Raw genomic sequence first — 23708 nt, forward strand, 5'->3', positions numbered from 1 at the left:
TTCCGATCACTCTGCACCGCCACGCGCGAGCCACTCGGCACAGCGAACGCCGATCTGGGGTCCGGCATCCTGCGGCAGGAAATGCGAGCAGCCGTCGTACCAGTCGACCGACAGCCGCGGCCCGAGGGCCTGCCAAGCAGCCAGAGCAAGCGGTACGACGTCCGAGGCGGCCGGCGCCGGTAGACAGAGCAGGACGGGGATCTGCGCCTCGGCCAATGGCTGATGCGTCGCCGACACCGGAGCCTGACCGCAGGCGGTTCTGATCGCCGCGGCGTCCTCCGGCCGCTGCCGCATCCTGAGCTTTCCGTCGATCGGCGCCATCGACTGCTCGTAGGCAGTCTCCAACGCCGTCGACCAGCGCTGAAAGTACGGCCGGTCCTCGGCGTACAGCTCGTCGATCGTCTCGAACACGTAGCTGTCGTCCATCGAGATCGCGAACTCGAGCGCCTCGGCGTACTCGATCGGTGGGACGTCGACCAGGCCGCCGTCCAGCAGGACCAGCGCGCTGACCCGCTCCGGGTGCGCGGCCGCGAGATGAGCGGCCAGATAGCCACCCCAGGAATGACCCGCGAGCACCATGCGCTCGAATCCCAGCGAGTCCGCCAGCGCAAGCAGGTCGGCGGTCAACTGCGCGGTCTCGTACTGCGTTTGTCCGCCGCCCGGGGTCGCGCCGAAGCCCGGCAGGTCGGGCGCGAGTACCTGGTGTCCGCGCAGTGCGAGCTCCACCGCGAGATCGTTCGCGTGGTATCCAACGTGAGCGCCCATGCCGTGCAGGAAGAGGATCGGATCACCGACCTGTGCAGCGGCCGGTCCCCACTCGTTCAGGTGCCAGGTCGTGTCGCCGACGGTCACCTGCCGGCTGATGAAGGTCGGGCTCGTCTGTGCGGTCATGCCTCGACTCCCTGTCCGGTGGTTTCGATGGCCCGGCCGGTGTGTTCCAGCCTGGTGCGAACCGTCCATCGCACGACCGGACCACCGACCACCGCGAACAGCAGGAACAGTCCGGCCATCACGATCCAGCCACCCCATGCGAGGTAGGCGATCCCGGCCGTGACCAGCAGCGGACCGAGGACGTTCGGCAGCACCGACCCCAGCGTGAAGACGCCGGAGTACGCACCCTGTGCTTCTTGGTCGGCCAGTTCGAAGCGCAGGCCCCAGGCCGCGCCGGCGCCCCACATCTCGCCGATCGACAGTGCGACCACCGCCAGCGACAAGAGGATCGTTGCCTGGACGGGGGAGCGGTGCCAGGAGACTGCCAGCAGTCCGCAGGTGACCGCGAGGGCGACCAGGGCCAGGCGCTGCAGCTTCGCCGAGCCGTCGATGCTGTCCGCGTTCCGGGTGAATCGAACTTGGAAGAGCGTGATGATCAGCGTCGACCCGGTCAGCAGGATCGCCATCAACGCGGTCGGTGCGCCGGTCTGGTTCACGATCCACAGCGGCAGGCCGATCAGCAGGATCTTGTCGCACAGGGTGTAGACGCTGACGACCTGGCCGAGGACGAAGTACGGGACGTCCTTGAGCACCGACAGCGTTCCGCCGGCCCGGGGCTTCGCGTTCCGCGGCAGGCGGGGCAGCATGAGCCTGCCCAACCCGATCACGATCCGCAGTACGCCGTACCCGGCCATCGCGGCCAGGTACGCGGCCCGGCTATCGAGGCTGAGCAGGACGCCGGCCAGGATGCCGCCGGCCGCGAACCCGCCGTTGAAGTAGCTGCGCATGTACGCCGAAACCTCGACGCGTCGCTCCGGCCCGGCCACCCCGGCCGTCAACGCGCCGAACACGACGTTGGCGCCGTTCTCGGTGATCGAGATCAGGCACAGGGCGACGATCACGGCCGGATACGAGTGCACGAAACACAAACCGACCAAGGCGCACCCGAGCAGCAGCTCGAAGACGACTGTGACCTCGCGAGGACCGAAGCGGTCCGCCAGTGTGCCGAAGTAGATCCGCATCGGCACACCGACCAGACCGGCGGCGGTCAGCGCGACCCCGACCTGAGTGGTCGACAGACCGACGACCCGGTTGAAGTACAGCACGCTCGCCGCGGAGTACACCGCGAAGCCGAGGCTGACGAAGAGGGTCGCGATCACCAGTTGGCGGGAGCCGCCGGGAGGCGGTACCAGTGCCCGGGCGCGTTGCAGGATGGTCATCTGGTCTCCGGGACGAGAGATCTGGTCAGTGCGTTGTGCCACCAGGCCGCCAAGGTCGGGGCGAGCCGCGGTGCTGCGTCGTCGATCATGAAGTGGGTGCAGGCCGGAAGCGTGAACCAGGTGAAGTCCTCGACCGTGCTGAGCAACTGCTCCGGCCGGAACGGCTTGACCTGCGCCGCGTCCTCGGCCATCGCCAGCAGCACCGGCAGATGCTGGAGCGCCGGGTAGTGATCAGTGACCGGATCGAGCGCACCGGCGTGGCGGATGGCGGCGAAGGTTTCCGGCCGCTGCCGCTGGATGTAGTAGCCGTCCTTGAGGACGGCGCCGCGTTCGTAGGCCGCCGATAGCTGCGGCGTCCAGCGAAGCCGATCGGCGCGAACGGCCTCGAGATAATCCGCGAGCTGCGAGAAACGCCGGAGCTGGTCGAAGCTGTGCGCGTCCGCGAGCGCCTCTTCCCGGCTGACCGGGTCCCAGCCGACATGTCCACCATCGAGGAGCGCGACGCTCTGGACCCAGCCTGGATGGCGTTCGGCGAGGTGAACCGCGACCTCACCGCCCCACGAGTGTCCGACGACATGGACCGGCCCGTCGATGATGTCGTCGAACTGACGGACCAGCCAGTCGCTGACCCGGTCCGGCGCATGGTCCTCGAAGGCGGGCGCCGGGGTCTGCCCGAAACCGGGGAGATCAGGTGCGTAGACGTCGAAGGAACCGTGCTCCGCAAGGAGTTCGGCAAGTTCTTGGGCGTGAAAGCCGGTGTAGGGACCCAGCCCGTGGAGATACAGGATCTGCTCGGGTTTGTCGTCGCCTTCGGGTCGCCAGCTGTGCACGTGGGCCTGGTCCGCCGTGAACCAGGACGTGTGGTGGATCGTGCTCATCGCACCGCCGAGCAGACGGCACATCGGCCGGACGGCGACACCATCGCGACCGCCGTACCGGCTTCGACCTCGGCGCCGGCCGGCACCTGCGCGTGCAGTACGCCGGTCGCAGGCGCCTCGAGGTCCTGACGTGCCTTGGCGGTTTCGATCGAGACGACCAACTCGCCCTGCTCGATCTCCTCACCCTCGGCCACCAGCCACTGGGCGATCAGATAGTTGTCCTCGTTCTCCACCAGGACAGGCAGGGTCAACGGGACGCACGAGGAACTCGTGCCGACGGCGTCACTGGTCATCGGATCCTCCTGGTGCCCGAGCGATGCTGATGGACTGGATCACCTTGCTGAGCCGGTCGGAGACCAGGTCATGTCCGGCCGCGGAGAAGTGGATCCGCTGCGCCGCGTCGCTGGGTTCCAGCAGGTACTCGGCGTCGTCCGGCCCGAACAGGTCGAGCCCGTCGACGTAGTGCAGATTGCGGTCGCCCCGGTCGGTCAGCCAGTCGCAAGCGGTCGCCAGTTCGTCCCTGATCAGCCGGTGGGTGAGCTTCGTCGGTCCGGGCTTGCGCTCGTAGTTCGGGCCGTACGTCGGTGAGATGAACAGGATCGGTGTCTCGGGATGCTTCTCCCGGAGGATCTTGACGAAGCCGATCGCCGCCGCCTGCAACGTGTCGCGGCTCAGGGACCCGAACCAGTAGATGTTCGTTCCGGCATGGATCGACAGCAACCGGGCCGGCCGGTCCCGCATCAGCCTGGCGAACATGGGTTGGAGATGGCAGGTGCCGGCCATGGCCAATGAGGTCAGGCTCAGCTCCTGGTCCCGAGCCGTCTGGGCAAGCCAGGTGCGGCTGGGTGAGGGCGCGCCCCGGCCTTGCGAGATCGAGCATCCGTAGTGTGTCCAGCCCGCTGGCTCGGACTCGGCCCTCGTGAGCGTCGCGCCGGCCGGAATGCTCAGGCCACGCAGCCTGAACTGCGAATACAGCGGCAACCACAACTCGACGTACCGGGTGGTGCCGGCCGATCCGAGGTCGAGCTCGAAGCTGCCCGTATCGGTTTCCCGATCCAGTACTACGGTGCTGTGGAGCCGGCCGTCCACCCGCACATCGACGCGTGGAATCTCGGGCGGGACCGTGTCGTACGTCGGCGGCCGGGACACGTAGTCGCAGCGAACGCTCGTCGCGTCGGTGCGGAAGGTGATCCGGACACCGGACGGCATCGCTGCACAGCCGACCCCGCCGTTGGGCAAGTAGAGGTCGGTGTCCTGGTAGGGCAGTCGCCACGGCGCTGTCCAGTGCTCGGTCGTCTCCAACGAGACGGCGCCGGGCCAGCTGAGTCGCTCGTCGCCGGCGGCGATCTGTACCGGCGTCGTCATCGCGCCTGCCCGATGATCGCGGCGTACTCGACGAGGTGGCGATGGAATGCCTCGAACAGTCCGGCTCCAACCTCGCGGCTCAGGAAGCCCTCCTGATGCGTCATCGAAATCTCGACCGCGCTGTCGCGGACCTCCACCCACGCGGCCAGTCCCCACAGGGCCGACTCCGGTTCGTCGACCACTTCCAGGAGTTGGCATCCGTCGAGCCCGAACTCGTCCCCGGAGCCGAGATCGACGTCGAGATAGAGGAAGGGACGCCGCTGGAACTGACCCCATTCGTCCGGGACGGTCTCCCGGGTCAGCCGGTGCATCGGGTACGACGCGTTGCGGAGCGCGTCGATGATGCTGTTCCGTCCCGCGCGCAGCCGGTCCGCCGGATCACCGGAGAGATCCGGCGTGACCAGCACCGGCACGATGTTGGTCAGGAACGACACGACATCGTCGAAGCCGGGCAGCTCCCGGTTGCTCAACGGCACGAGGACTCCCACCTCCGGCTCTTCGTTTGCCGAGCCGACCGCGGTTGCCAAGGCCACCAGAGCGACCGACAGCCACGTGGTGCCGTCCTTCAGCGCGGTGGCCGTGATGGCGGCCGCGGCATCGGTGTCGAGCTTGGCGACGTGCCGGACAGCCCGGCGACCTTCGGCGTCCTGCACCTCGCGGGCCGCTGGGTGGCTCAAGCCCACCCAAGGCGACCGGCCGTCGAGCGCTCGGGTCCAGTACTCGCGTGCCTGGAGCCCATCGGCCGACCGGCAGAAGGCATCCTCGGTGGAGGCCGCAGTGTGGTTCTGGGTCGGCGCCGGCTGACGATCAGCCATCTCGACTCCCCAGCCCTGGTCGTAGGCGGTGCGAAGGTCGGCCAGCACAGCACGCACCGACGGGCGGTCGGCCACGATGTGCTCAAGGGAGATCCACAGCTCCCAATGACCCGGCTCGACGGCCGTCAACAGGAACCGGGCCAAGCGCCCGTCATCGAGTCGCAGCGCTTCCCAGGCGCGCTCCCGGGCGTCCTTGACGACCTCGAGGGTGGGGCGGTTGTCCGCCACGACCCACTGCTGGTCGGTTTCCCAGTCGAAGGCGGTCCGCAGGCCCTGATGGCGGTCGACCACCCAGTCGACGGCGCGGCTGAGCCGGTCCGGGTCGAGTTCACCGCGAACCGTGTAACCGACCACGATCAGGTGCGACAGGCTGTTCCAGTCGGTCTCGCCGCTGCGCCGCGCGCGTCGTACGCGGGCGAGCCTTGCGGCCTGGTTGGCCGTCACGGGATGGCGGCCGCCCTCAGCCGGCGCGGTCGTGATCGTGAAGCCTGTGGCTTCCGTGGCCGCCGACTCGATCAGATCGGCCAGGTACGGGCGGGCGATGAAGGTGACCATCGACAGTTGCCGGCCGAGACGCCGACTGAGCCTGCTGATCAGCAATGCCGCGCTGAGCGAGGTGCCACCCTGCTCGAAGAACGAGTCGGTCCTGGTCGAGTCCGTCCCGAGGATCTCGTTCCAGACCTGGGCGATGACGGCCGGAACCTCGTGATCCGGGGTCACCGCAGAACGGCGATTCGCTGCTCGGCAGCGACAGACTGCCGCCACTCGGCGACCTCGGGACAGTCGCGCGCCAACACCCGTACTTCGGCCTCGAAGAGCAACTCGGCCGTCTCTTCCTCGAACTGCAGCCACTGGGCAGAGGTCTTGGCGGCGACCTGCTCGGACACCCTGACGACCTCACGTCCCTGGGCATAGGTCGCCACCTGCACCGCGCAGGCACGCTCCAGCATGTAGAGCTTGTGCCAGGCGTCCGGAATGTTGGCCCCGATCGCCAGTACGCCGTGATTCCGCATCATGACCGCACTCGTGCCACCGGCGAACGCCCGCTCGAGCCGGCGCCCTTCCTCCTCGGCCGTCGCGAGTCCGTCGAAGTCCAGGGTGGACACCCGGCCGTGAAAATACATCGCGGACTGCGTCAGCCTGGTGTCCAGCGACTCGGCGGTGTTGGCCACCGCGGTCGCCTGCGTCATGTGCGTGTGGAACACAGCGCGCGCATCGGGCCGCGCGGCATGGGCGGCCCGGTGAATGGTGAAAGCCGCGATGTCCCAGTGCCCGGTGCCCGACAGCACTGTCCCGTCCGGGTCGACCTCGAGAATGTCGCCTGGGCAGATCTCTGACCAGTGCTTGCCATAACTGTTGACCAGGAATCGCTCCGCATCGAGAGCGATGCTGAAGTGATTGTCGATGCCTTCGTGCAGGTCGTGGCGAGCGGCGATCCGCAGTGCCAGCGTCAACTCGACCCGAGCTCGCGCCAGTTCCTCGTCGTTCCCTGTTGGGCGTGCAGTCATGCAACCTCCTCCTCACGGCCCTCCCCGCGTCATGGAAGCGGCAAGGGCGCCGCCACCGTAGAGGCGCCCCGCCGCCGACCGCACGAACGTTGCAGGAACCTGCAACGGGTTGTCCGGACATTTCGCCGTCGGTCCGTTGGTCCTCGAGGTCGAGAAAGCGGCTCGGGCTCCGACGTCACTGCCAAAGACGGTTGGCGGAGGAGCCCGGGATGCGATCGGATCAGTTGTTGCGGACGTACGTCGTACTGACGGTGGTGTCGACCGGTGCGTCGTCGATGATCTGGGGCGTCAACACGCTGTTCCTGCTCGATGCCGGACTGAGTGTCGGCAAGGCCTTCGCAGCGAACGCGTTCTTCACGGTGGGCATGGTGTTGTTCGAGGTACCGACCGGTGTGGTGGCGGACACGGTCGGCCGGCGGGCGTCGTACCTGCTGGGGACTGTGACGCTTTTCGCGTCCACAGTGCTCTACCTGCTGCTGTGGGAGCACCATGCACCGTTCGCGGCGTGGGCTGTGGTCTCGATGCTGCTCGGACTCGGCTTCACGTTCTTCAGCGGAGCTACCGAGGCCTGGCTCGTGGACGGGTTGAAGGCGACCGGCTACACCGGCTCGCTGGAGTCCGCGTTCGCCAAGGGCCAGATTGCGAACGGCGTCGCGATGATGGGCGGAACGATCGCCGGTGGGGTGCTGGCGCAGAGCACCAACCTCGGAGCCCCGTACGTCGCTCGCGCAGCGCTCCTCGTGGTCGCCTTCGGTGTGGCGTGGCGGGCGATGCGTGACGTCCGCTTCACGCCCAAGCCGCGAGTGTCGATCACAGCGGAGATGGGAGGCATCCTGCGGGCCTCGCTGGATCACGGACTGCGCAAACCGGCCGTGCGCTGGGTCATGCTGGCCGCGCCCTTCGCCGCAGGGGTGACCGGCTACGGCTTCTACGCGGCCCAGCCGTACCTCCTGCAGCTGTACGGCGACGCCCGGTCCTACGTGGTCTCCGGCCTGGCAGCGGCCCTGGTCGCCGGCGCACAGATCATCGGTGGCGTGGCAGCGACCACGGTTGGCCGGGCGTTCGGACGTCGTACCTCGATGCTGGTCGCCACCTCGATCGGCATGACGGTCGTCCTAGTGCTCATGGGGATCGCCCACACCTTCTGGTCGGTCCTGCTCGTGCTGACTGTCTGGGCCGTCATCTCTGCCACGAACGGACCGGTGCGGCAGGCGTACCTCAACGACCTGATCCCCTCAGCGCAGCGAGCCACCGTGTTGTCCTCGGACAACCTGCTGTCCTCGACGGGTGGCGTGGTCATCCAGCCCACGCTCGGCAAGGCGGCCGACGTCTGGGGCTACGGCCCGTCGTACCTGCTCGGCGCTGCAATCCAGTTGCTCGCTCTGCCCTTCCTGCTGCTGGCCGGACGCCGGACCTCAGTCGCCACTGACCGGGATCGGCTAGCGTCGGGGCGTGTTGTTGCCTGAGGTGTCTGTACCGGGTGCTGACCTGCCCGTGCGGGCGGTGCTGCCTGCCACCGTTGAGGCGGTGCGCTCGCACGGTACGGCGGTGTTGGTGGCGCCGCCGGGGTCCGGGAAGACGTCGCTGTTGCCGCTGGCGTTGGGCGATGCGCTCGGGGGCACGATCATCGTCGCTGAGCCGCGCAGGATGGCGACGCGTGCGGCCGCGACACGGCTGGCGATGCTGGTGGGCGAGCCGCTGGGGCAGCGGGTCGGGTACGCGATGCGCGGTGAGCGGAGCGGCGGCCCGGGGCTTCGGGTCGAGGTGGTGACGACAGGTCTGCTGGTACGGCGTTTGCAACAGAACCCGGAGTTGCCGGGGGTCGCCGCGATCGTGATCGACGAGTGTCATGAGCGGCACCTCGATGCCGATCTGCTGCTGGCGTTCTGCGTCGATATCCGGGCGAACCTCCGTGAGGACCTGACGATCGTGGCGACCTCGGCCACGCCGGACACCGTGAGATTGAGTCGGGCGTTGGGCGCGGCGCCCGTGATCACCGCGTCGGCGGCGCTGTTCGACGTGGCGATCGAGTGGGCGCCACCGCCGGTTCCGGTGCCGCTGCTGCCTGGTGGGCGGGTTGATCCGCGGCTGCTGGATCACGTCGCTTCCGTCGTACGGCGGGCGCTGGTTGACGACGAGGGCGACATCCTCGTGTTCGTGCCGGGGGAGGCCGAGATCAACGGGGTCACTCGCCGGCTGGCCGGGGAGAACGTCCTGCCGTTGTTCGGTCGCCAGTCTCGGGCTGAACAGGAGCGTGCGCTGGCAGCGGGCGGGACTCGGCGGATTGTGGTCACGACGTCGGTCGCCGAGAGTTCGCTGACGGTGCCTGGGGTCAGGGTGGTGGTCGACTCGGGGTTGGCGCGCGAGCCGCGGACCGATCAGTCGCGCGGCCTTGGCGCGTTGGTGACGTGCAGGGTTTCGAAGTCGTCGGCTGACCAGCGGGCGGGTCGGGCCGGGCGGGAGGCGCCGGGCCGGGTCTATCGGTGCTGGTCTGCGACCGACCACGCGCATCTGGACGACCATCCCGCGCCCGAGATCGCGATCGCCGATCTGGCCGCCTTCGCCCTCGACCTCGCGGCGTGGGGTGCGCCGGCCGGTGACGGGCTGACGTTGCTCGAGGCGCCGCCGGTGGTGGCGATGAACGCGGCCACCGAGTTGCTGCGTCGCCTCGATGCCATTGACGACGCCGGCCGGATCACTGAGCGGGGACGGCGGATGGCTGCGATCGGGGCGCATCCCCGGTTGGCTCGTGCGTTGCTGGACGGGACGCCGCGGGTTGGCGCCGACCGTGCTCGCGAGATCGTCGCGATGCTCTCGGACGACTCCGGTCGCGACTTCGGCGATGACCTCCCGGCGCGCTGGCGATCGCTTCGCCGTGGCGACGACCGTGGCGCCACAAGTCGTTGGCGAGAGGAGACAAAACGCCTCAGCCGCGGTACGACGGCCGGTGGCCCGGCGGGCGTCGTACCGGATGATCTTGCGGCGGGGATCGTCGTGGGGCTGGCCTATCCGGATCGGATCGCGAGGGCCCGGGCGGCCGACTCGACGACGTACCAGATGGCTGGCGGTACCGGCGCCGCGCTGGATCCGCAGTCACCGTTGCGGACCACGCCCTGGCTGGCGATCGCGGTTGCTGATCGGGCACCCGGGCGCGCTGACGCCAGGATCCGTTCCGCGGCGCCGATCGATGAGCAGACAGCGCGAGACATCGCGGGCGACATGCTCTCGACCACTGACCAGATCCGGTGGGAGGACGGCCGGGTGGTGACGCGTCGCGTCGAAGCGCTCGGTGCGATCGTGCTGAACGACGTACCGCTGGCCAAGCCCGACCGGCTGCTCGTCCAGGCCGCTGTTCGTGACGGCATCCGGCGGAGCGGTCTATCTGTCCTGCGCTGGTCGGAGGCTGCTGTCGCGTTGCGGGAGCGGCTCGCGTTCTGCCACGCGCACCTGGGAGACCCATGGCCGGCGGTCGACGACGACGCGCTGCTGGCCGGTCTCGACGATTGGCTGGGTACTGAGCTCGCCTCCGTGCGCGGTGCGCGCGACCTTGCCCACATCGACGTGGCTGCGGCGCTCCGGCGGCTACTGCCCTGGCCCGCAGCCGCCCGGTTCAGTGAGCTTGCACCCGAGCGGCTGAAGGTCCCGTCGGGCTCTGAGGTGCGGCTCGCGTACGACGGTGTTGAGCCGCCCGTCCTCGCTGTGAAGTTGCAGGAGGTGTTTGGCTGGACTGCCACTCCAGCTGTCGCGGACGGCCGTGTCCCCGTCGTACTGCACCTGCTCTCGCCTGCCCGGCGCCCGGTGGCGATCACGAGTGACCTGGCTTCGTTCTGGAAGCAGGGCTATCCACAGGTCCGGGCCGACCTAAGAGCTGGCTACCCCCGCCACCCGTGGCCGGAGGATCCGCTGACCGCCGTACCGACCAAGAGAGTGAAGCCTCGCCAGTGAGGCGAGATAGCCTGAGCTTGTGAGCACTTCTGAGGGGCTTCTGGCGTTGGACGAGCGGACTGCGCGGGAGCTGCGTGGACTGGCCCGTGTGCTGGTGCGGTCCGGGTACGCCGATCATGCGGCGATCACCGCCGCGCTGACCGAGGCGGTCCAGGAGGACGCTCCGGCGATGGACGCGTCCGCGCTGGTGCCGTTGCTGATCGGTGAAGCGCTCATCGACGTGACCGAGGACGCCAAGAGCTGGCCGGAGGAGACCGATCCCGACCGGCTGGACGCCGTACTGGCTGAGCTGGAGTCGCTGGGGCTCGTGGTCGTCCGCTACACGTCTGACCACCATGAGGCTCGGCAGGCACTGGAAGCGGCGGATGGGCCGCTCGGGCTGGTGTTCTTCACCGACACCGACGTCTGGCACGCAGTGGACTTCGGCATGCTCGAGCTGAAGGTCTGGCACCCGGACACTGCCAACGTGGCGCCGGGGGAGCCGTTGCTCGAGGACGTGCTCACACTGCTCAATGAGCGCGACCTGCCGGCCACCTTCGACGAGGGGCGCATCGAGGTCACTCTGGACTGGCAGCGGCGGGTGTCGTTGTGAGTAAGCCAGTGATCGGGGTGTTCGCGCTGCAGGGGAACGTGCGCGAGCACCTGGAGATGCTGCGGCAGGTCGGAGTCGAGGCGCGGCCGGTACGGCGTCCGTCCGAGCTGGAGCAGGTGGACGCGATGGTGCTGCCGGGTGGTGAGTCGACCACCATGGACAAGCTGGCGCGGTCGTTCGAGCTGTTCGAGCCGCTGCAGAAGCGGATCGCGGACGGGATGCCGGCGTTCGGGACGTGCGCCGGGATGATCATGCTCGCGAACGAGATCACCGGCGGGATCGCCGACCAGGAGACGCTCGGCGGGCTCGACGTGACGGTGCGACGGAACGCGTTCGGGCGGCAGGTGGACTCGTTCGAGGCGGACCTGGAGTTCGCGGCGTTCGCGACGCCGTACCACGCCGTGTTCATCCGGGCACCCTGGGTCGAACGGGCGGGTCCGGACGTGGAGGTACTGTCGACGGTGAGCTCGGGCCCCGCCTTGGGTAGGATCGTGGCGGTTCGCCACGATCGGTTGCTGGCCACGTCCTTCCATCCGGAGATGACCGGGGACGCCCGGCTGCACGGCTACTTCGCCGAGCTGGTCGCGAGCGCATAGGTTCGTTCGGCGGTAGAGAAGGGTTGGGTTCGCGATGTCAGGCCACTCCAAATGGGCCACCACGAAGCACAAGAAAGCGGTCATCGACTCGAGGCGCGCCAAGCTCTTCGCGAAGCTGATCAAGAACATCGAGGTGGCCGCCCGCTCGGGCGGCGGTGACCTCGCGGGCAACCCGACCCTGTACGACGCGGTCCAGAAGGCGAAGAAGTCCTCGGTCCCGAACGACAACATCGACCGCGCGGTCAAGCGTGGTTCCGGCGCCGAGGCCGGCGGCGCGGACTGGCAGGCGATCACCTACGAGGGCTACGGCCCGAACGGTGTCGCGATGCTGATCGAGTGCCTGACCGACAACCGCAACCGCGCCGCGGCCGACGTCCGGACCGCGATGACCCGCAACGGCGGCTCGCTGGCCGACCCGAACAGCGTCGCGTACCTGTTCAACCGCAAGGGCGTCATCGTGGTCGGCAAGGAGCAGGACGGTAAGACCTACTCCGAGGACGACGTGATGGAGGCCGTCCTGGAGGCCGGCGCCGACGAGGTCAACGATCTCGGCGAGTCCTTCGAGGTGATCAGCGAGGCGAGCGACCTGGTCAAGGTCCGGACCGCGCTGCAGGAGGCCGGCATCGACTACGAGTCGGCCGACGCCTCCTTCGTCCCGTCGATGACGGTCGAGCTCGACGCCGAGGGCGCGAACAAGATCTTCCGCCTGATCGACGCCCTCGAGGACAGCGACGACGTCCAGAACGTCTACGCGAACTTCGACGTCTCCGACGAGGTCATGGCCGAAGTCGGGTAGTGGAAACCCGCCACCCTGCGTGGCGGGTTTCCGACAGTCTTTTCGCTGAGACTTTTCGTTAGTCGGTGGCGGTACCTACTCTGAGCTTGCTCCGAGGTAACCGCCCCTCCGAACGGAGACGCTCGTGAAGAGAATGCTCGCAGTATTGGTAGCGCTGTTCGTGCTGGTGATTCCGGCCCTTGCTGCCGCCGGACCGGCCGCCGCCACGACGAATGCACCACTGGCCTGTACCTATTCCGACTGGGTGCAGGGCCAGTGGTACACCACGGGCAGCATCGTGAAATTCCAAGGTGCGTATTACATCGCCGAGCACGACAACCCGGGCTATTCGCCCACGGTGAGCACCTGGTACTGGGACCCGTACAACTGCGGTGACACCCCGCCGCCGGCCGGCTGCAGCTATCCCGACTGGGTGCAGGGCCAGTGGTACACCACCGGCAGCATCGTGAAATTCCAAGGTGCGTATTACATCGCCGAGCACGACAACCCGGGCTATTCGCCGACCGAGAGCACCTGGTACTGGGATCCCTACACCTGCGGCAGCACGCCGCCGCCGACCAGTGGATTCCCGGTCAGCGAGGCGTTGTTCAACCAGATGTTCCCGAGCCGGAACGGCTTCTACACGTACGCCGGTCTGATCAACGCGCTCGGCGCCTATCCCGGTTTCGCCAACACCGGTGACGACACGACCAAGAAGCGTGAAGCCGCCGCGTTCCTGGCCAACGTCAATCACGAGACCGGTGGATTGGTCTACATCAAGGAGATCAACGAGGCGAACTACCCGAACTACTGCCACCCGGAGCTGCCGTACGGATGCCCGGCCGGTCAGTCGGCGTACTACGGGCGCGGGCCGCTCCAGCTGAGCCACAACTTCAACTACAAGGCAGCCGGAGACGCACTCGGCCTGCCGCTGCTCACCAATCCGTGGTTGGTCGAGCAGGACCCGGCCGTCTCCTGGAAGGCCTCGCTCTGGTTCTGGAACACCCAGACCGGCGCCGGCACCATGACCGCGCACAACGCGATGGTCAACTACCAGGGCTTCGGCCAGACGATCCGCACCATCAACGGGTCGATCGAGTGCGGCGGCGGCAACCCGGGCCAGGTCCAGGCCCGCGTCGACGCCTACCAGCGGTTCACCGGTCTGCTCGGGGTCTCGCCGGGCGACAACCTGTACTGCTGACACCTGTGGAGGCGCCTGGGGACGGGACTGTCCCCAGGCGTTCCCAACCTCTTCGGAGGAATGTTTAATCGATTAAGCATTCACTCCCGCAGAGAGGTTGTGTGATGTCATTCCGCCCCAGACTTCTGCAGGTGGCCGCCGCTGGACTCCTCGTGGCGACCGTCCTCACTCCACAGTCCGCGGTAGCTGGTCAGACCGAGGCTCCGTGCGACATCTACGCCCGCGGCGGCACTCCGTGCGTTGCCGCGTTCAGTACGACGCGCGCCCTGTTCGCGTCGTATAGCGGACCGCTCTACAAGGTGCAGCGGACCTCTGACAACGCCACCCAGGACATCGGGCTCGACACGGCTGGTGGGTACGCGAATGCCGCCGTACAGGATGCGTTCTGTGCTGGTACCACCTGCAAGGTGCTGGTGATCTACGACCACACCAGCCGCCATAACGACCTGACACTCGCAGGGCCCGGTGCTGGTGGTCCACAGAACAACCCGGCTGATGCGGCCGCGCTGCCGATCACAGTGGCTGGGCACAAGGCGTACGGGCTCTACATGCCGCCGGTGGTCGGCTACCGGCGGGCCAGCACGGTCACTACCGGTACGGCGCGTGGCGGTCAACCGGAGTCCATGTATGAGGTGGCCAGCGGGACCAACGCGAGCGACGAGTGCTGCTCCGACTTCGGCAACGTCGAGACCGAGGTTCGCGACACTGGTCAGGGTCACATGGACACCTTGAACATCTCGTATCTGAATGCGACCAACTCTGCGGACCCGGGGCCGTGGGTGGAGGCCGATCTCGAGGACGGGGTGTTCCAGGGCGGTACGGGCATGTGGGCGCCGAACCGGGGCAATCCGAGCAAGTTCGTCACCGCCGTACTGCGGAACAACGGTCAGAACACCTACTCGCTCAAGGGCGGTAACTCGCAGACGGGTGCGTTGAACACGTGGTACGAGGGTGCGTTGCCGGCTGGGAACTACACGCCGATGAAGCAGGAGGGCTCGATCGTCCTCGGTGTCGGCGGTGACAACAGCAACCGGGCGACCGGGACCTTCTTCGAGGGTGCGATGACGTCGGGTTACAGCTCCAACGCGACCGACAACGCCGTACAGGCCAATGTGGTTGCTCAGCACTATGACGGCACCAGTACCGGCGGTGGGCCGGGTGAGCTCATCAGCGCTCCTGGTGGGAAGTGCATTGATGTCTATGGCAACGACATCGGAGTTGCTGGCGCGCCTGTGGACCTGTGGGAGTGCCGGCCGATGGCAGCTGACATGCACTGGGTTTCGTCGGACTACTACGGCGGAACGCTGCGGACACTCGGTCGCTGCCTGGCGGCTGACGGTACGGCGATCAAGCTGGCCGACTGCTCGTCAGCTGGGAACCAGCAGTGGTATCCGCAAGCTGACGGGACGGTGCGTAACCCAGCGTCGGGTCGCTGTCTGACGGCCGCTGGTACGAGTGATGGCTCGGCTCTGCAGCTGGCGGACTGTACGGCGGGGGCGCTGCAACAGTTCGTCGTACCGGTGCTTATCCACCACCGTGGTAGCTGTGTGGATGTGGCTGGGCGTGATGAGGGTGGCAACAACGCTGTGGTTCAGCTGTGGAGCTGTCAGACGCTGAAGGGTGCCGGACCGCTCGCGAAGGACCAGCACTGGCGCTACAACGTTGCGGACCACACCATCCGCACGCTAGGACGTTGTCTGACAGCAAACGGTACGGCGGATGGGACGCGGCTCTTGCTCAACGACTGCACGGGTAGTGGTGGCCAGCAGTGGGTCCCGCAGCCGGACGGCACGGTACGCAACTCGCAGTCCGGGAAGTGCGTGAGTGCCGTGGGCGCTGGAACAGCCAACGGCACCGCACTGCAGTTGCTGAGCTGCGGTCAGGTCGCGACAGACAAGTTCCAGCTGAACTGATGAGCAAACGGATCACCATCGCCGCGGTGGCACACCTGGTCGGCGTCACGCCGGCCACGGTGTCGATGGCCCTCTCCGGCAACACCAGAATCAGCGCCGCCACCCGCGCCAAGGTCGAGCAAGCGGCGGGGGGGGGGGGGGGGGGGGCCCCCCCCCGCCGCCCCCCCCCCCCCCCCCCCGCCCCCCCGCGGGGGGGGGGGGGCGGCCCCCCCCCCCCCCCCCCCCCGGCCGCGCCCTCCGCCGCCAGCAAGCCGGTGCGGTCGCTCTGATCGTCCCCAACACCTCAGACCACACCTTCGGCCACCTGTACTTCATGCACGTCCTCACCGGCCTCGCCAAGGTCGCCGGCCGCTATGGCTCCCAGGTGATCGTCTCCACCAGCGACGGCCCCACCGGTACGGCGTACGAACGCGTGCTGCAGTCGCAGTCCGCCGACGGCGTGATCGTCACCAGCGCAGCCGTCGACGACCCGAACATGGCCGCCCTGATCGCCTCCGGCCTACCCGCCGTACTGATCGGCAACAGCTCTGGTGCGATCAGCGTCGGCATCGACGACGTCACCGCGAGCGAGACGATCACCCGGCACCTGATCGACGTACACGCCTGTCAGCACCTCCTGCATGTCACCGGCACCCTCGACCACCAGGCCGGCATCGACCGCCAGCATGGCTTCCTGCAAGCCGTCCACGCCGCCGGCATCGAATCCTCAGTGGTGGAAGGCGATCTGAGCGAACCCTCCGGCGCCGCCGCCGTCGACCACCTACCACCATCAGTCGACGGCATCGTCTTCGCCAACGACGACATGGCAGTAGGCGCCCTCCGCGTCCTGCAGGCGCGCGGCATCGCCGTACCCGACCAGATCCGCCTCGTCGGGTTCGACGACTTCGGCCTCTCCCGCCTCACCACCCCGACCATCACCACCGTCACAGTCCCCGCCGAAGAGATGGCCCGCCTAGCCACCGAAACCCTCTTCACCCTCATCAACGGCCAGCACACCCCACCAACCCAAACCCACCTCCCAGTCACCTACACCCACCGCCACTCCTGCGGCTGCGGCGACGTAGCATCGCGTCGTGCCTAGCCTGCTGCTCGTTGACCTGGACGCCGAACTGGTCGCGGCCTGGCGTGAAGCCTTCGCCGAGGCGATCGACGAGGGCACGGTCGAGGTGCGGCAGGGCTCGCTGCTCGATGCGGTCGGCGAGGTGGACGCCGTACTGACTGCTGGCAACAGCTACGGGCAAATGGACGGTGGGGTCGACCGCGCTCTGGCTGAGCACTGGCCTGGTCTGCAGCGCACAGTCTGGGCAGCAGTGGAAGACGAGCACCATGGCTATCTACCTGTGGGCTCGGCGAGTGTGATCCCGACAGGTGACGAGCGGTGCCGGTGGCTGATCTACGCGCCGACCATGCGCGTGCCAATGCCACTAGATGGTGGGCTCGACATGGCGGTGCACGACGCGTTCTGGGCCGCACTACTAGCGGTACGTCGGATCGGCGAGCCGGTCGACCGGATTGCCGCGCCTGGGTTCGGCACCGGCTACGGGCGGGTGCGTCCTGAGCGCGCCGCTCAACTGATGGCGGCCGCCTACGACCTGTGGGGCCTGCCGCCCACCACGAGCATCTCCTACCGCGAAGAGCTGCTCCGCCGGTTGTGAGCCGGCGGAGCAGTTGTCAGCGCTTGCGGCGGAGGGTTCGGGTGTAGTCGGCGAAGCGGGCTTTGGCGATGGTGGTGCGGGTGGGGGTGCGGAGGACGATGCCTTCGGGGGTGCCGGTGGCGGTGGCGTCGAGGCCGCTGAGGGTGTGGGGGAGGTGGGTGGTGAGGAAGGCTTGGGTTTCGGTGAGGGTGTTGGGAAGGTCGGCCGCGTCGAGGGTGAAGAGGCGGGGCGTGAGGGTGAGGCCGTCGGTGGTGGCCAGCTTCTGGAGCTCTTCCTCGGTGAAGAAGGGCTGGTGGCCGGACTCGCGCCAGTCCGACAGGGCTGCGCGCGGTTGGGCGAGCAGGGCCTCGTAGTCGGTGAGGTGGATTGCGTCGAAGAGGCGGTGGCCGACGCGCTTCTCGCCGGTGTAGTTCTTGCTGGCGCCGGTGACCTTGCCGCCGTACACCTCCAGGAAGCGCACCTCGATGCGGTCCGCGGCCGGGACCGGCAGGGCGTCCGCGACGGAGCGGAGCTCGGCGACGATGCCCAGGGCCGGGTTGCCGATCAGGTCGCCCTTCGCGTAGAGCAGCTCCTCGCGGCTGCCGAGCAGGTAGGAGCCGTCCGGCAGGGTGATGATGCGGGCGTTGGTGCCGTCGACCTTCTCGGTACCGATCACCGGACCGGCGAACGGGACACGCTCGTCGAGCAGTCCTCCGTTGCGGGGGTCCAGCGAGTGGTAGGTGGGGATCGAGGGGTACTTCGTCACGGAGTTCAGGTTGTCCAGGTCGCAGTCGCGCAGGTCGAGCATCTCGGTCACCACCTTCTGGGTACGTCGCCAGGGCTGTCCCGGCGACGTGACCCTAGGGGAGGCGGTTGTACGGCGGCAACGAGGTTTCGGGGCAGACAAGATCGCTTACCCGTGGGTAACATCAGCGGTATGGCGACTCAGGTGGTGGAGATGTGGAGCCGGCTGAAGGCGGTTCCGGGCGGGGACCGGGTGTTCTCACGGGCCTTTACGTGGAAAGCGCCGTACTTCCGGTCGATCCGGCCGCGGTTCGTGCAGGTCGGTCCGAACTACGCGTCGCTGGTGCTGCCCAAGCGGCGGGCCGTGCAGAACCACATCGGCACCGTGCATGCGATCGCGGTGTGCAACGGCCTGGAGGCGGCCATGGGTGCGCTCGCTGAGGCCACCATCCCCGCGGGGAAGCGCTGGCTGCCGAAGGGCATGGAGGTCGCCTACCTGGCCAAGTCCACCTCTGACCTGACGTGCTCGGCTGAGACCGACCCGGACGCCTGGACGGCCGGACCCGACGTACCGGTCCGGGTGAAGGCGACGCGGGACGACGGGACGGTCGTCGTCGAAGGCACCATCCACCTGTGGGTGACCGACCGCAAGTAGACCCCCGAGCCGCCGCATGTGGCCGCTGATCACCGTGCACGGTGCAGTCAACGCGGTACCGGTATTCCTGTCGCTGGCCTGAGGTACGGCGTCGTAGGGTCTGGCGTGTGACGGATGCGCTGCGGGTGGTGGATGTTGTCGAGGAGCAGTTGGAGTCGGTCTGGTCGGTGCGACTGCGGTCGTTCGGTCCTGGTGGGGACAAGGACGAATGGCGGAAGACCGCACTGGAGTTCCTGCGCGACGGCCGCTACCTGGGCGTCGTCGACGGAGACCAACTGGTCGCGGCCGCGCGGATCTGGCCGCTGCAGCAGTGGTGGAGCGGACGCCGGATGCCGCTGGGCGGTGTGGCCGGCGTAGTCGTCGCACCGGAGTACCGCGGCCGTGGGGTCGGCAGCCTGTTGATGCGCGGTGTGCTGCAGCGGTGTGCCGAGAAGGGCTATCCGCTGTCGGCGCTGTTCCCGGCGACGACTGTGCTGTATCGGCACCTCGGCTACGAGTTCGCCGGCGCCAAGTACCGGTTCTCCTTCCCCGCAGCAGATTTGCGCGTGCTGGGCGGCAAGGGCGTCGCAGTGCGGAGCGCAGGCAAGGAGGACGCGCAGCTCTTCATCGACCTGGCCTCCAAGATGCACGAGACGCAGCGCACCAACGGCCCGCTGGTCTGGCCGCTCAGTGAGGTCGAGGACTGGCTCGGCGACGACGACAACTTCGCGTACGTCGCCGAGGACGGCTTCGTCGTCTACAGCTGGTCAGACGGCGGACTGGAGGTCAGCGAACTGGTGTCCGGATCCGAGGAGACCACTCGGGCGCTGTGGGCGACTGTGGGTTCGGGTGCATCCACCGCAAGGACCGTGTACGCCGTCGTCCCGCCGACCGACCCCATTCACCTGCTGGCCGAGCACCACGCGGACCTGGATGCGCAGGTCAACCGCTGGATGCTCCGGCTGATCGATGCGCCGGCAGCGATTGCTCAGCGCGGTTACCCGGCAGGCGCCGTACTGGATGTCGCACTGCGGCTCGAAGACGCCGACCTGCCCGCGAACGCGGGGGACTGGCGTCTCTCGGTTGCCGATGGCACCGGCGAACTGACGGCCGCCGAACCGGACGACCAAGCGCTGTGCCTGGGCGCACGTGGACTAGCCGCTCTCTACGCCGGTACGCCGATGGCCACGCTCCGCGCGAGCGGCTTGGCGACCGGCGGCTCGGTGGCTGCGGACGGCGCGCTCGATCACGCCTTCGGCGGCACCGCGTCGTACATGGTCGACGACTTCTAAGCGGGCGGCGCGTCGATTTCCCGGCTGTCCGGACCGGCCGTTAGGGTTGTCGAACAAACGTTCGGAGGTAGTCCATGCGGGTGCTCGGCGTCGACCCTGGGTTGACCCGGTGCGGTCTCGGCGTCGTCGAGGGCACACCGGGCAGACCGCCCACGATGGTCGCCGTCGGCGTGATCCGGACGCCGCCGGAGCTCGACGTCTCGCAACGCCTGGTGCGGATCGAGGCCGAGCTGATCGAGTGGATCACCGAGCACCGGCCGGACGCGGTCGCGGTGGAGCGGGTCTTCGCGCAGCACAACGTGCGGACGGTGATGGGCACGGCCCAGGCCTCCGGGGTGGCGATGGTGGTCGCGGCGCGCAACGGGCTGCCGGTCGCGCTGCACACCCCGAGTGAGGTCAAGGCCGCGGTCACCGGGTCCGGGCGGGCCGGCAAGGAGCAGGTGACCACGATGGTCACCCGGATCCTGCAGCTGCCCGAGCGGCCGACACCCGCCGACGCCGCGGACGCGCTGGCGCTGGCGATCTGTCACATCTGGCGTGGTGGTGTGGCGAGCAAACTGCAGCAGGCGGCCGCCTCGCGGTCGAACCTGGAGGCCGCGGCGCAGGCGCAGTCCCGCCTGCAGGTGGCCCGGCTGCGAGCCGCTGTTGCGGCGCAAGAAGGCAAGCGATGAGTGGAGGTGCGCGGTGATCGCGTTCGTGCGTGGCCCGGTGGCGGCCATCGGAGTGGACAATGCCGTGATCGAGGTCGGGGGAGTGGGCCTGCAGATCCAGTGCGACCCCGGCACGCTGGCCGGGTTGCGGCCCGGCCAGGAGGCCCGGATCGCGACCTCGATGATCGTGCGGGAAGACTCGCTCACGCTCTACGGCTTCGCCGACGACGACGCGAAGAGCCTGTTCGAGCTGTTGCTGACGGCCACCGGTGTCGGTCCGAAGCTGGCCCAGGCCGCGCTCGCCGTACTGGAACCCGATCAGTTGCGGCATGCCGTCGCGACCGAGGATCTCGCCGTACTGGTGAAGGTTCCGGGCATCGGGAAGAAGGGCGCGCAGCGGATCGTGCTGGAGCTCAAGGACAAGATCGGACTGCCGACCAGGGCGGTGACCGGGCGGCCCCTGCAGGCGCAGGAGGCCTGGCGGGCACAGGTGCATGCTGGTCTGGTCGGTCTCGGCTGGTCGCCGCGCGATGCCGAGGACGCGGTCACCGCTGTGTCGCCGCTGGCCGCCGACAGCCCGAACCCGTCGGTCCCCGACCTGCTCCGCGCCGCGCTGCGCGCGCTGTCCAAGGCGTAGCGGATGGAAGAGAACAACGTCCGCCCGCTGGTCTCCGCAGACGTGGTGGATCTCGAGGAGCGCAAGATCGAGTCGGCGCTGCGGCCGCGCACGCTGGCCGAGTTCGGCGGTCAGCGCCGGGTCAGCGAGCAGCTCGAGCTGGTGCTGCACGCGGCCCGCGGCCGGAACCGGACGCCTGACCACGTGCTGCTGTCCGGGCCGCCCGGACTGGGCAAGACGACGCTGGCGATGATCATCGCCAGCGAGATGTCGGCGCCGTTGCGGGTGACCAGCGGCCCGGCGATCCAGCACGCCGGCGACCTGGCCGCGATCCTGTCCGGGCTGAACGAGGGCGAAGTGCTGTTCCTCGACGAGATCCACCGGATGTCGCGGCCCGCCGAAGAGCTGCTCTACATGGCGATGGAGGACTTCCGGGTCGACGTGATCGTCGGCAAGGGGCCCGGCGCGACCGCGATCCCGTTGGAGATCCCGCCGTTCACGCTGGTCGGGGCGACCACCCGGGCCGGGCTGCTGCCGGGGCCGCTGCGGGACCGGTTCGGTTTCACCGGGCACCTGGAGTTCTACGACGCCTCCGAGCTGGAGAAGATCGTCAACCGGTCGGCCGACCTGCTCGAGGTCGACATCACCCCGGAGGGGGCGGCCGAGATCGCGTCCCGCTCCCGGGGCACACCCCGGATCGCGAACCGGCTGTTGCGCCGGGTGCGCGACTTCGCCGAGGTCCGGGCCGACGGGATCATCACGCTGGCGCTGTCCAAGGCCGCCCTCGAGCTCTACGAGGTCGACAAGATGGGCCTGGACCGGCTGGACCGCTCGGTGCTGGACGCCTTGTGCCGCCGCTTCGGCGGCGGTCCGGTCGGGCTGTCCACGCTGGCCGTCGCGGTCGGTGAGGAGCGCGAGACGGTCGAAGAGGTGGCCGAGCCCTTCCTCGTTCGTTCCGGTTATCTCGCCCGGACGCCACGCGGCCGGGTCGCGACTCCCGCGGCGTGGCGGCATATCGGGCTGAAGGTGCCAAAAGGTGCAACTTTCGCCGAGACGCCCCTCTTCGACGATCCGGACGAGTGACACCGGTAAGCCGATGTCACTTCCTGCAATTCTCGGGCTACGGGTTGTGGCCATCCGGGAGATTGCTTAGGTTCGAACCATTGTTTCAAATAAACGATCGAATCTTGGGAGAATTGATGAGAAAACTCGCCGGGACGGTCGCTGTCGCGACCGGAATCGCTCTGACGGGCCTCGCCGCCGCGCCGACCGGTGCGCTGGCGGCTCCTTCGTCGGTGGAGAGCGCTACCGCAGTGCCGGTGGTGACCGGGACCGTCTCCATCCAATCGACCGGGCCGTTCGCGGCCTATGCCCCGCCCGGCGGCAAGTATGGTGCCGAGTCGAAATCCAACACGGCAATTCTTGGCAATTACGATACCTACGTCTATTACAGTTGGTCCGTGGCGCCCGGCACTATTAGCTCGGCCTGTGTGGACGGCTGGGTTCCGTGGGGCAAGGATCCGAAAAAGGGCACGTGGTACAGCCTCGGTTGCGGAAAGAGCGGCGGCGGCAAGGGAATTCTCTGGGGCAGTTACGCAGCTCTTCCGAAGGTTCGTGCCAAGGGGGTCACCACCGGAGCGTCGATTCAGTGGTTCCACTGAGTTCCGCGGTGAACTGAGCTGAGGTCGTCAGGGCCACCGGGCAGCATCGCCCGGTGGCCCCGGCGCTGTGTTCGACAGGTGAGTAACGCAAACGTGACCCGGTGTCGTGAGGCACTTGTTGACGCTCAGGGTTAGACTCCCCGTTGGCCTGACCCGAGGTCAAACCTCCGATCGAAGAAGGATTCTGAGACCCGATGCAACTCCTTGCCGCACCGATGGCCGGCTCCGGGGGTGGCGGCATCACGCTGCTGATCCCGCTGATCCTGATTGTCGGAATGATCTGGTTCATGAGCCGCACGCAGCGTAAGCAGCGCGAACGGCAGGCACAGACCGTCGCCGCGCTGTCCCCGGGGACGAAGGTGATCACCACCAGCGGCATGGTCGGCATCGTCGAGGAGACCGACGACGAGTACGTGACGCTGGAGATCTCCGACGGGGTCCTGATCCAGGTGGTCAAGGCCGCCATCGGCCGGGTCATCCCGGAAGAGGACGCGACCGCCGACGAGACCGTCGTGGCGACCGACGCGGCCGAGGCCCCGGCCGACGCCGTCGAGGAGCCCGCGAAGGACCCGGTCGACGTACCGGACGCGGGCCGTGAGAAGGCCGACAGCAAGGCGCAGGACGCGCCGAAGCTTCCGCCGACGCACACCGAGAACTGACCTCCCACTGACGGCCTGCGGCGCGCCCATGGTCCACCAGACCGTGCGGCGCGCCCGGAAGCACAAAGGTTGAATCTGAC

General features: G+C 68.1%; 25 protein-coding genes. 17 read left to right on the forward strand and 8 right to left on the reverse strand.

All coding sequences use genetic code 11. The features are described 5' to 3' along the window. Window positions 1-6: 6 nt before the first annotated feature. From ACIA49_RS24595 to ACIA49_RS24625, 7 genes are read right to left on the reverse strand one after another with little or no spacing between them, the layout of a single operon-like run. Window positions 7-891 carry an alpha/beta fold hydrolase gene (locus ACIA49_RS24595; protein WP_396379661.1) on the reverse strand — a complete coding sequence of 295 codons (885 nt, stop codon included), beginning with the start codon at window positions 889-891 and terminating at the stop codon, window positions 7-9. Continuing rightward, window positions 888-2150 (reverse strand): MFS transporter, encoded by a 1263-nt coding sequence (locus tag ACIA49_RS24600; RefSeq protein WP_396379662.1) that lies wholly within the window; start codon window positions 2148-2150, stop codon window positions 888-890. The genes ACIA49_RS24595 and ACIA49_RS24600 overlap by 4 nt, the downstream gene beginning before the upstream one ends. Beyond that, on the reverse strand, window positions 2147-3028 hold the full coding sequence (locus ACIA49_RS24605; RefSeq protein ID WP_396379663.1) for an alpha/beta fold hydrolase: 882 nt from the start codon (window positions 3026-3028) through the stop codon (window positions 2147-2149). The genes ACIA49_RS24600 and ACIA49_RS24605 overlap by 4 nt, the downstream gene beginning before the upstream one ends. Next, on the reverse strand, window positions 3025-3321 hold the full coding sequence (locus tag ACIA49_RS24610) for a lipoyl domain-containing protein (RefSeq protein ID WP_396379664.1): 297 nt from the start codon (window positions 3319-3321) through the stop codon (window positions 3025-3027). Before ACIA49_RS24610 ends, ACIA49_RS24605 begins: the two co-directional genes overlap by 4 nt. Then, window positions 3311-4393 (reverse strand): GDSL-type esterase/lipase family protein, encoded by a 1083-nt coding sequence (locus ACIA49_RS24615; RefSeq protein WP_396379665.1) that lies wholly within the window; start codon window positions 4391-4393, stop codon window positions 3311-3313. The genes ACIA49_RS24610 and ACIA49_RS24615 overlap by 11 nt, the downstream gene beginning before the upstream one ends. Then, entirely contained in the window at window positions 4390-5928 is a 1539-nt protein-coding gene (locus ACIA49_RS24620; protein WP_396379666.1) for a condensation domain-containing protein, read from the reverse strand. Before ACIA49_RS24620 ends, ACIA49_RS24615 begins: the two co-directional genes overlap by 4 nt. Next, window positions 5925-6716: a class II aldolase/adducin family protein gene (locus ACIA49_RS24625; protein ID WP_396379667.1), complete on the reverse strand. Its 792-nt coding sequence runs from the start codon at window positions 6714-6716 to the stop codon at window positions 5925-5927. Before ACIA49_RS24625 ends, ACIA49_RS24620 begins: the two co-directional genes overlap by 4 nt. 209 nt (window positions 6717-6925) lie before the next feature. On the opposite strand from ACIA49_RS24625, the gene ACIA49_RS24630 reads away from it, so the two are divergent. The 10 genes from ACIA49_RS24630 (at window position 6926) to ACIA49_RS24675 (ending at window position 17393) form a co-directional block, all read left to right on the forward strand. Beyond that, the gene (locus ACIA49_RS24630) at window positions 6926-8182 is read left to right on the forward strand and encodes an MFS transporter (RefSeq protein WP_396379668.1); all 1257 of its coding nucleotides are present in this window, start codon (window positions 6926-6928) and stop codon (window positions 8180-8182) included. Next, complete coding sequence (gene hrpB, locus ACIA49_RS24635) at window positions 8169-10661, forward strand: ATP-dependent helicase HrpB (RefSeq protein ID WP_396379669.1); 2493 nt, start codon at window positions 8169-8171, stop codon at window positions 10659-10661. The genes ACIA49_RS24630 and hrpB overlap by 14 nt, the downstream gene beginning before the upstream one ends. Window positions 10662-10680: 19 nt before the next feature. After that, the gene (locus ACIA49_RS24640) at window positions 10681-11253 is read left to right on the forward strand and encodes a DUF6891 domain-containing protein (RefSeq protein WP_396379670.1); all 573 of its coding nucleotides are present in this window, start codon (window positions 10681-10683) and stop codon (window positions 11251-11253) included. Continuing rightward, window positions 11250-11849, forward strand: coding sequence for a pyridoxal 5'-phosphate synthase glutaminase subunit PdxT (gene pdxT, locus ACIA49_RS24645; protein WP_396379671.1), 600 nt, complete (start codon window positions 11250-11252; stop codon window positions 11847-11849). The genes ACIA49_RS24640 and pdxT overlap by 4 nt, the downstream gene beginning before the upstream one ends. Before the next feature lie 34 nt (window positions 11850-11883). Next, window positions 11884-12645: a YebC/PmpR family DNA-binding transcriptional regulator gene (locus ACIA49_RS24650; protein WP_396379672.1), complete on the forward strand. Its 762-nt coding sequence runs from the start codon at window positions 11884-11886 to the stop codon at window positions 12643-12645. A 133-nt stretch (window positions 12646-12778) separates the two neighbouring features. Further along, window positions 12779-13825 carry a chitinase gene (locus ACIA49_RS24655; protein WP_396380000.1) on the forward strand — a complete coding sequence of 349 codons (1047 nt, stop codon included), beginning with the start codon at window positions 12779-12781 and terminating at the stop codon, window positions 13823-13825. A 104-nt stretch (window positions 13826-13929) separates the two neighbouring features. Then, window positions 13930-15738: an arabinofuranosidase catalytic domain-containing protein gene (locus tag ACIA49_RS24660; RefSeq protein ID WP_396379673.1), complete on the forward strand. Its 1809-nt coding sequence runs from the start codon at window positions 13930-13932 to the stop codon at window positions 15736-15738. Further along, entirely contained in the window at window positions 15738-16007 is a 270-nt protein-coding gene (locus ACIA49_RS24665) for a LacI family DNA-binding transcriptional regulator (RefSeq protein WP_396379674.1), read from the forward strand. The genes ACIA49_RS24660 and ACIA49_RS24665 overlap by 1 nt, the downstream gene beginning before the upstream one ends. Then, window positions 16007-16819 (forward strand): LacI family DNA-binding transcriptional regulator, encoded by an 813-nt coding sequence (locus ACIA49_RS24670; protein ID WP_396380001.1) that lies wholly within the window; start codon window positions 16007-16009, stop codon window positions 16817-16819. The genes ACIA49_RS24665 and ACIA49_RS24670 overlap by 1 nt, the downstream gene beginning before the upstream one ends. Next, on the forward strand, window positions 16812-17393 hold the full coding sequence (locus tag ACIA49_RS24675) for a macro domain-containing protein (protein ID WP_396379675.1): 582 nt from the start codon (window positions 16812-16814) through the stop codon (window positions 17391-17393). Before ACIA49_RS24670 ends, ACIA49_RS24675 begins: the two co-directional genes overlap by 8 nt. A 16-nt stretch (window positions 17394-17409) precedes the next feature. Here ACIA49_RS24675 and ACIA49_RS24680 read toward each other — a convergent pair whose 3' ends face one another. After that, the gene (locus ACIA49_RS24680; protein WP_396380002.1) at window positions 17410-18180 is read right to left on the reverse strand and encodes an RNA ligase family protein; all 771 of its coding nucleotides are present in this window, start codon (window positions 18178-18180) and stop codon (window positions 17410-17412) included. Between the two features lie 129 nt (window positions 18181-18309). Here ACIA49_RS24680 and ACIA49_RS24685 point away from each other — a divergent pair, with 129 nt between their 5' ends. The 7 genes from ACIA49_RS24685 (at window position 18310) to yajC (ending at window position 23628) form a co-directional block, all read left to right on the forward strand. Next, window positions 18310-18771, forward strand: coding sequence for a hotdog fold domain-containing protein (locus ACIA49_RS24685; RefSeq protein WP_396379676.1), 462 nt, complete (start codon window positions 18310-18312; stop codon window positions 18769-18771). Window positions 18772-18878: 107 nt separating this feature from the next. Continuing rightward, window positions 18879-20042: an enhanced intracellular survival protein Eis gene (gene eis, locus ACIA49_RS24690; RefSeq protein WP_396379677.1), complete on the forward strand. Its 1164-nt coding sequence runs from the start codon at window positions 18879-18881 to the stop codon at window positions 20040-20042. A gap of 74 nt (window positions 20043-20116) precedes the next feature. Then, the gene (ruvC, locus tag ACIA49_RS24695; RefSeq protein WP_396379678.1) at window positions 20117-20713 is read left to right on the forward strand and encodes a crossover junction endodeoxyribonuclease RuvC; all 597 of its coding nucleotides are present in this window, start codon (window positions 20117-20119) and stop codon (window positions 20711-20713) included. A gap of 13 nt (window positions 20714-20726) precedes the next feature. Then, the gene (gene ruvA, locus ACIA49_RS24700; RefSeq protein ID WP_396379679.1) at window positions 20727-21329 is read left to right on the forward strand and encodes a Holliday junction branch migration protein RuvA; all 603 of its coding nucleotides are present in this window, start codon (window positions 20727-20729) and stop codon (window positions 21327-21329) included. A gap of 3 nt (window positions 21330-21332) precedes the next feature. Further along, on the forward strand, window positions 21333-22391 hold the full coding sequence (ruvB, locus tag ACIA49_RS24705; RefSeq protein WP_396379680.1) for a Holliday junction branch migration DNA helicase RuvB: 1059 nt from the start codon (window positions 21333-21335) through the stop codon (window positions 22389-22391). A 116-nt stretch (window positions 22392-22507) separates the two neighbouring features. Beyond that, the gene (locus ACIA49_RS24710) at window positions 22508-22969 is read left to right on the forward strand and encodes a hypothetical protein (protein WP_396379681.1); all 462 of its coding nucleotides are present in this window, start codon (window positions 22508-22510) and stop codon (window positions 22967-22969) included. A gap of 194 nt (window positions 22970-23163) precedes the next feature. After that, window positions 23164-23628 carry a preprotein translocase subunit YajC gene (gene yajC / locus ACIA49_RS24715; protein WP_396379682.1) on the forward strand — a complete coding sequence of 155 codons (465 nt, stop codon included), beginning with the start codon at window positions 23164-23166 and terminating at the stop codon, window positions 23626-23628. Window positions 23629-23708 lie beyond the last annotated feature (80 nt).

Source organism: Kribbella sp. NPDC051587, from assembly GCF_044453945.1.
Lineage (GTDB): Bacteria > Actinomycetota > Actinomycetes > Propionibacteriales > Kribbellaceae > Kribbella.